The following is a 1709-nucleotide window of genomic DNA, read 5'->3' on the forward strand; positions in this document are numbered from 1 at the left end:
GGTGCGGTGGCCGCGACTGGTCACCGAACGCTTTTCGACCGGGCTCATTGACGGCCGGGGTCGCCGGGCTTTTCACGACGATGCCCTGCAACGAATTTTTCGCTCTTGTCGGCGGCGACGCGGTCGCGTTCCTTTTCGGCCTTGGAGCGGCCGTGCAGCGCGCGGTTCTGTTCGGCGGCGCGCAGCTTTTCGTCCCGCGCCTTTTGCTTGCGGGCCTGGCGGAGATTGACGATTTCGGCCACGGCGTAAGTCGCCGGCCTATTTCTTGCGGAAGGCGTCGAGCGAGACCACTTCGGCGCCCTTGGTGGCGGCGTCCGCGGCCGCGGGCTTCTTCTCCGCCTCCGCGGCGGCCTTCTTCTCGGCCTTCGGCTTTTTCTCGGAGACGATGGTCAACGGCTCCGGAGTTGGCGCAGCCGGTTCATCGGCTGCCGCACCATCCGTCTTGACGTCGAATTCGAGTTCGAAATTGACCGAGGGATCGTAGAAGCCGCGCACGGCCGAGAACGGGATTTCGAGTTTTTCCGGCACATCGGAGAAGGACAGGCCAACCTCGAAGCCGGTATCGGTCACCTTCAGGTCCCAATACTGGAACTGAATGACGATGGTCATCTGCTCGGGATAGCGCTCGCGCAGCCGCGAAGACACGCGTACGCCCGGCGCGCCGGTCAGGAAGGTGATGAAGAAGTGGTGGTTGCCGGGGAGGCCGGTGCGCGCGACCTCGGCCAGGACCTTGCGCATGACGCCGCGCAACGCCTCCTGGGCCAGAATGTCGTAGCGGATGTGGTCGTCGGCCATGTGGCGGTCGGGTTCCGTTGAATCGTCCGCATAGCTGTAATCAAGCTTGAGCGCGGCGTAAACCGCATATAGATCACCCTCGCGCGGAAGCGAAGACTATTGCCAGCGATTTGATCGCTCAGGCGCTGGCGAGCGCGCTTTGCTTTTCGGACGATGCCGCGGAGCGGCGCTTGCCGAAGGCGCGCAGGAAGGTACGCACGCCATTGGTCGCAGATTGCAGCACCTCGTCCTCGCGCGGCGAGCCGCCAAGCATGAACGTGGTCTGCAGTTCGGCATTGACGAGGCCAAGGAACTGGCGTGCCGCCACGTCCGGGTCCTCGATCGTGAGATAGCCGCCATAGGCGAGGCGGGCGAAGCGGGCGGCGATTGCCGGCCATGTCCTGCCCGGTCCCTGTTCGCGCCATTCGGCAAACAGTTCGGGATAGCGCTCGCCTTCGGTCTGGATCAGCTTGCGCAGGAATTTTCCATCGCGGTTGCAGATGCAATTCTGATTCAAACGCACCGCAAAGCCGATCAGGTCGGCTTCGAGATCCCCCGGCTGATCGGGGAAGGTGGCAATGGTGGCGAAGATGCCGGCATTGCAACGTTCGGTCAGATCACGGACCACAGCGACGAACAGTTTTTCCTTGTCGCCGTGATGGTTGTAGATGGTCTGGCGCGAGACGCCGGCTTCGGCGGCGATCAGGTCGATATTGGCGCCGGCGAAACCTTCGCGGCAAAACACGGTGGCGGCGGAGTCGACGATCGACAGGCGCTTGGCCTCATGACCGCGTGGCGGGAAAATGTCAGGAGAAACGTGCAGCTTCATAAAAAACTATATAGAGGTGATTGACGATTTAGACAAGAGTGTCTAAATTTGTGGACACAAGATTAAGAGATTTCGCATGAGAGAGACGAACAGAACTCGCTCTCGA

Annotated in this window: 3 protein-coding genes; all 3 read right to left on the reverse strand. The window is 61.7% G+C overall.

The window, feature by feature from the left end; translation table 11 throughout:
- Positions 1-44 precede the first annotated feature (44 nt).
- A complete protein-coding gene (locus tag ENZ75_RS30980) occupies positions 45-242 on the reverse strand; it encodes a DUF4169 family protein (RefSeq protein WP_024501426.1) in 198 nt (65 codons plus the stop codon).
- 16 nt (positions 243-258) lie between these two features.
- Positions 259-795 (reverse strand): SspB family protein, encoded by a 537-nt coding sequence (locus ENZ75_RS30985; protein ID WP_013531016.1) that lies wholly within the window; start codon positions 793-795, stop codon positions 259-261.
- A 118-nt stretch (positions 796-913) separates the two neighbouring features.
- Positions 914-1603 (reverse strand): TetR/AcrR family transcriptional regulator, encoded by a 690-nt coding sequence (locus ENZ75_RS30990; RefSeq protein ID WP_013531017.1) that lies wholly within the window; start codon positions 1601-1603, stop codon positions 914-916.
- Between the last annotated feature and the right edge of the window lie 106 nt (positions 1604-1709).

The organism is Mesorhizobium sp. M7A.F.Ca.CA.002.04.1.1 (assembly GCF_004022805.1).
GTDB classification, from domain to species: domain Bacteria; phylum Pseudomonadota; class Alphaproteobacteria; order Rhizobiales; family Rhizobiaceae; genus Mesorhizobium; species Mesorhizobium ciceri.